The sequence below is a fragment of the Niastella sp. genome, from assembly GCF_045805085.1.
Classification (GTDB): domain Bacteria; phylum Bacteroidota; class Bacteroidia; order Chitinophagales; family Chitinophagaceae; genus Niastella.
This window is the reverse complement of record NZ_JBJMLX010000150.1, coordinates 1-6,430: the sequence shown is the minus strand read 5'-3', so window position 1 is coordinate 6,430 and position 6,430 is coordinate 1. Positions and strand designations below refer to the sequence as shown.

Genomic DNA, 6,430 nt, shown 5'->3' with positions numbered 1-6,430 from the left:
TCTTCCCCTAATTGCCAAAACATAATCCCATTGAGTTTTTTCTCCTTTGCATAAGCAGTTTTCAGCTGCATAGATCTGGTATCGTCGTACGTAACAAATAGTTTTTGTGCAGCATTATACATCCAGGGCGCATTGGCAACAGGGTCCCAATGGTATACAAACCCACTGTCTGCTGACAACAGTTTGGGGAATGCTTTAAACGGTACCCCGCGATTGAATTTACCCGGCTGGTACAAGCCATTATTTACACTGTCTACATTTTCAAAAACGCGGGCATAGAAGGCGGCTCCAATTACCAGTTTCTTGCGGGGAACACCGATAGAATCTAGGTAGTGAATAACATTATCGGTAGACTCTTTTTGTTGAGGAGTAGAATACAAGGGCGTATGATGGCCGGTAACGGTGCTAAAGCCATTGATGAGGTCATAGGTCATTAAGTTTACCCGGTCACACACCTTCATCACTTTTTTCCATTCTATGGATTGTTCGAGGTAGGTAGAAAAACCGCCGGCGGCAAAACTGATCTCATGCTTTTTACCAATAGCCTTGCGCAACTGCATCACCAGTTGCGTGAAATTGGGTTTATCTTCGGGCACAAACCGGTGACCGGGAAAGCCAGAGATAGCAGGATATTCCCAATCCAGATCAATTCCATCGGCATTGAAATAATCGAGCAGGTTCTTTACAGATCTGGAAAATTCAGCCCGCCTATTTTCATCACTGAATACCTGGGAGCAGGTTTCGCAGCCACCCCATCCGCCCAGGGACAACAAGACCTTTAATTGGGGATTCCTGCTTTTTAATGACACCAGCTTTTGAATGCGTAAACTATCCCGCGCATTGTCAACAACCAGCTGATTCCCTTTTAAATGACAAAAACTGAAAATGATATGGGTCAGCTTTTCAACGGCAAAACTATCCACCTGTTCTGCCGGCCCAGAATAATAGGCTATAACAGCAATTGATTGCCCTTTCCTGGCTTTCTTTTGAGGAGGTTCTGAAAATACATTGATACAAACAGCGATCAGAAACAGTGTTGTAATAGCAAAGCGGGTCATTGGCGTGGTGTTTTATATTTATAAGTGCTGTAAAAACTCAACATGTAATGTACAGCCTAACACCGTTTTAATAATTACCACTTGTATAATTTTGGAGCTTACGTGAATGCCTGGGTCTAAAACCTCGGACACATCACCTGATCCCGCGCGGAATTGTTGCGATCAAAAAATCCAATATATGATAAGGACAATTCAAACCCACCCCTGCTTTGGCTGGCTGTTCTTAATTGCGATGCGTTTACATCATAACTCAACCCTACCGACAGCGAACGCATATCAACTTTTACAACGGGAATAAAGGCGTCTTTCCACCGGAGGTAACCACCAAAACTCAATATAACATTGGCGTCATCAACAAACTGACCCGGGTTAATAGAATACATGCCACCGGCTACCGTTTCTTTCTGTGTTCCCTGTTGCGAATGATCTGCCTGCATGGTGAAATAAGAATAATCATCGATCACCCATTTAACACCGGCTGAAAAAACGTACTTGGGATTTAGCTGGGTAGTAGCATCGCGGTAGAAAGAGTTTTTTGGTTTATTCAAATGATGATACGCAGCGCCTACGAACAGGCTGTTTGCACCATTCATGCCGAATGACGTGTTATAGCTCATGCCCACCGATGCATCCCAGGTACTGAAATTGGGCACGGCAAAGGTTTCACCGGTAGTGCCCGTTGGGTTATAGCCACCATTGTATTGGTTGTTGGTGGTCATTTTAGTTATATCAAGGCTCTTGTGTATTAACCCACCCATAAAACCCAATGATAAATATTCTACTTTATCATTGCTTAATGATTTATGATAATTCACCGCCGGCAGTACCTGTGTGGTAGTAAGGCCAACAGTACCTGCCTTGTCAAACAACGTTTGTATGCCGGTAGTAATAAAATCATTGTTTGCGACCGGCAATTTAACCTCCGCATTCAATGAACCAGTGCGATAGGCTTTGGTAAAACTGTTCCATTGATCACGGTATACACCCTGTACCCTGATGTCGCCCGTAAAGATGCCCGCCAGGGAAGGATTGCGCAGCAACGGCGCTTCAAAAAATTGTGATAAGTGAAGGTCCTGGGCTTGCGTGGTAACTATGGCGGCCACTAATGCCAGGCTTGTCATAATTGTTTTGTACACGGTTTTCATAGTTTGGATATTGATGGATTATTATTGGATCAAAAACTTGTTAACTCGTTAACTGATCAACTGGTTAACTGGTCAACTTTCTAACTATCTAATTAAAGCTACGTTTCCTTTATACGGAACAATATTCGCATTGTCACAATACAACTCTACGATATACACATACACATCCATGTCGGCAATTTTGCCATTGATCTTTCCATCCCAGCCTGCATTCTGATCATTGGCCATAAAATCGTGCTTTTCAAATACAGTTTGTCCCCACCGGTTGAATATGCGTAAGGAGTGTACCAGGTTTATACCTTTCCCGCGCACATAAAACACATCGTTCATGCCATCACCATTGGGTGAAAAAGTATTTGGGATGAAATAGTTATCGCCATTACAAACAGAAGTAATAGTTACATCGTCAGATGCCACGCACCCGCCCTGGTTGGTTGCTGTAAGGCGGTAGGTAACGGTGCCTTTTACATCAACGCGTGGCGAAGCACAATTGGTGCAGCTGAGACCGATTGATGGCGTCCAGTTATACGTAGTTACATCCTTTGAACAGGTGGCCGCCAACTGAATAGTGGCGCCGGTGTTCACGGTAGTATCCTGTCCGGCAAATACAGTCGGGATAGGGAATACGGTGATCTGAACATTGCCCGTATCGGCAAAGCAATGATCATTATCGCGGCCAACGACGGTGTATGTAGTGGTATGGTTGGGGGACGCTTTTGGTGACGCACTTCTTGCATTGTCTAACCCTGCGCTCACCGTCCATTCATATTGATCGGCGCCTGAAGCACCCAGTTTTATCTGTTCGCCTGCACAAATGGTATCATTGGGTTGTACCTGCATGGTAAAGGGCTGGCGTACGCGCACATTCACCGTGTCGCTTTTTACGCAGCCGTGATCAGATACACCGGTTACCACATAGCTGCTGTTATCAACCGGGTTTATCAGCGGACTGGCGCATTGCATACAGGAGATATCTGGTGTGGCGCTCCAGGTATATTGTGAGGCGCCTGAAGCAGATAATTGCGCAGGAGTACCGCGGCAGACAAAAGTATCTTTCCCGGCAAACGTATTGGGCAGCGGCCAGCTATTCACATCGTAGCGGGCCGTATCAAAACAGAAATCCTGGTAAACCGTTTGCAATTGTACCTGGTAAGCACCGGCAGCGGTATAAGTCTGCGTAACTGCAACTGCGTTATCTGTAGTTTGGCCGTTACCAAACACCCAGTGTTTTTTCAGGTTATTGGCATCCCCGGTAACCTGGGCATTGAATGCAAGCTGACCAGGCACACAGACTTCTTTATCGCCGGTTATTTTTACCGTGGGGGTTGCATATACTTTTATGGTATCAACCAGGTGGGCCACATCTTTACAACCATTGGCAGTGGTGACCATATGCAATACGGTAAACGTAGCCGGCGCCCTGTTGAAATAATGTTTCGGATTGGGCTGGGTGCTGAAGGTACCATCGCCAAAATCCCACAGGTGAGAAGCTATATAGTCATTGGCCACAGATTTATCGGTGAACTGTATATACCCACTGTTACAAACCTGGTAAGTATCCATGGTTTCTTTGGCGGTAACGCCAATGGCATTGATGGTATCCTTACCAAGGATCGGTACCTGGCAGCCATTGCTGTCGACCAGGATCATGCGCGGAACAAACTTTCCTGCCAGGGCATAGTCGTACTGCATGGTTCCGGTTGTTGATGCGGTGGTATTGCCATCATTAAAATCCCAGATGAACGATTTAACCTCATTTCCGGCGCCACTGAACTGAACAGTAAGCGGCACGCAACCTTTGATGGGCGCATAATTGAATGTGCCGGTTGGTCCTTTCACCACTATCTTTCTCGACAACGTAGCCACACAACCACCTGGAGACACAATAGTTTGGGTAGCCAAAAACACGCCGGGAATATTATAAAAGTGAACCGGGTTTTCGAGCGTTGAAGTAGACCCGTCGCCGAAATCCCAGCGGAGGGTTACATAATTTTTTGCTGAAGAGGTGAAGCTAACCTGCAGGGGCGGGCAACTGCCAATGGAATCTGACATAGTGAACCCGGCTATGGGCGTAGTGATCTTTATGTATTCAACCCGGTTAACCGAATCGCGGCAACCCACGGGATCAGCAATCAACAGGTTAACTGTATACCATCCATCCTGCGTGTATTGATGCACCGGTGATAACTGACCCGCTGTATTGCCATCGCCAAAATCCCAGGTGTATTGCAGGTTATCGCCGGTTGAAGTGTTGGCGAAATTAACAGGTTTACCGGGACAGGAACTGGTATCCGTTGTAGCAAACGCTGCTTTGGGGTTCGACACAATGATGGCGGCATTGCCTGATGCGTCAGTACAACCCTTGCTATCAGTAATTCTTAATGAAACATTATAAGATCCGCCATTATCATACAGATGGCTAAAAGGCCCTGCGGCCAACGTTTCTTCCTTACCATCGCCATATGTCCATACCCATTTTACAATAGGATGCATGCCATCAGTAGCAGACAGATCGCGGAACGCAGCGAGCTTTTCAATACAGATCTTTTGTTGAACCGCTTGAAAAGCAGCTGAAGGTCCATCCACCTGGATGTATTGTTGTTTTACAGTTGAATCAACACAACCATTAACATCAGTATAAACAAGCGATACCCTGTATAGACCCGAAGCTGTATACACGTGGGTAACATTGCCAGGCACAGCACTCATGGCGCCATCACCAAAATGCCATACCATACTGCTCACATACACCGGATCATACTCTTTTATAGTAAAGGCTACTTCATCGCCCTTACACAATTCTTTTTTATTGGCGTCAAAATCGGGGTGCTCATCGGCAATAACCAGGATCTGCGACAGGCTATCCAGGCACGCATCGTGGGTAACGATCAGCAGTACGCGGTAAGTTCCTTTGGCGGCATACCGGTGAGCGGGCGATTGACTGGTGCTGGTAGCGCCATCGCCAAAGTCCCAATGCCAGCTTTGGGCGGCAATTGATTTATCGGTAAAAGTTCGTTGGTATTTATCAGTACAATTCAGCCCCAGGTTAAAACGCGCTACCGGCGGATCGATGCGAACATAATCTGGTTTTATCATGGTATCGGAACAGCCCTTGTTCGTAACGATCAGGGTTACTTTAAAGAGTCCGGTATCATTAAACTGATAGGTGGGATTTTCCCTCGTGGAAACGCCGCCATCGCCAAATTCCCACAACCATTCATCACCAGCCGGCGTACTTTGATTGATAAACGGAATGGCCTGACTGCGGCATACCTCGCGGGTCAGGGCGGTAAAATCTGCTTTGGGCCTTGGCGCTGTTAATATTGCTTCGGGCATTACAATTGAATCGGTACAACCACCGGCAGTAATGATCACCAGCTTTACGGTATATTTCCCTTCTGTAGTATATGTTTTTATTGGCGCAGCTTGTGTGGAGCTGGTGCCATCGCCAAAATCCCAGCGATAACCAACTACATTATCCTGCACATCGATATCAGCAGCAAATGGCACAGTAAATGGCAAACAACCTTTTTGGGGCATGTCCTTAATTCGTACCTGCGGCCGTTTAACCTGGATCAATTCATTTTTAACCAGCGAATCGGTACAACCATTGGCTCCTGTTACAATTAATTTTACGGTATATAAACCAAATGCTTTGTACACGTGCTGCGGATTGGCAGCGGCGCTGGTGCTGCCGTCGCCAAAATCCCATACATTACTTACAGCGCCAGCCGTTGTATTGGTAAATTGGATCGCCGCCGGAATACTGCACGAATAAGTACGGTCGGTAGTGAAGGCGGCCACCGGTTTGGGTAGTACAGTGATCAGCTTGTTAATTGAATCGGCACAGGTGGCAAACCGGTTCACCATTTTAATGGTATAGGTACCGCCTGCGGCATAGCTTTTCTGTGGACTTGCCTCTGTTGATGTATTGCCATCGCCAAAATCCCATTGTACGGCAACAGGGGCCGGTGAGGAAGTATTAATGGGGAAGAATGGCTGTCCGGCGCATATACTGGCAGGCAGCGTAAATTGCGTTTGGGTGTTCCCTAATACGATCAAATTCTTTTTACGCACCGTATCGCGACAACCGGAAGTATTGACGGCGCTCAGCGTAACGGTATAAGAACCATTCGCCGTATAGTTATGATGCGGGTCTCTGTCTGTGGAGGTTTGTCCATCCCCGAAATCCCATAAATAGTTGACCGTACCTGATTCAATCGACTT

General features: G+C 46.5%; 3 protein-coding genes. All 3 read right to left on the bottom strand.

Going from position 1 to position 6,430, the window contains the following annotated elements; all coding sequences use genetic code 11:
• Window positions 1–1,058, bottom strand: a 1,058-nt coding sequence (locus tag ACJ751_RS07395) for a glycoside hydrolase family 18 protein (RefSeq protein WP_407744782.1), incomplete at its 3' end; no start/stop codon positions are given.
• 116 nt (window positions 1,059–1,174) lie between these two features.
• Window positions 1,175–2,203, bottom strand: a complete 1,029-nt coding sequence (locus ACJ751_RS07390; RefSeq protein ID WP_407744781.1) for a PorP/SprF family type IX secretion system membrane protein — start codon at window positions 2,201–2,203, stop codon at window positions 1,175–1,177.
• Window positions 2,204–2,287: 84 nt separating this feature from the next.
• On the bottom strand, window positions 2,288–6,430 hold a 4,143-nt coding region (locus tag ACJ751_RS07385; protein WP_407744779.1), incomplete at its 5' end, for a PKD domain-containing protein.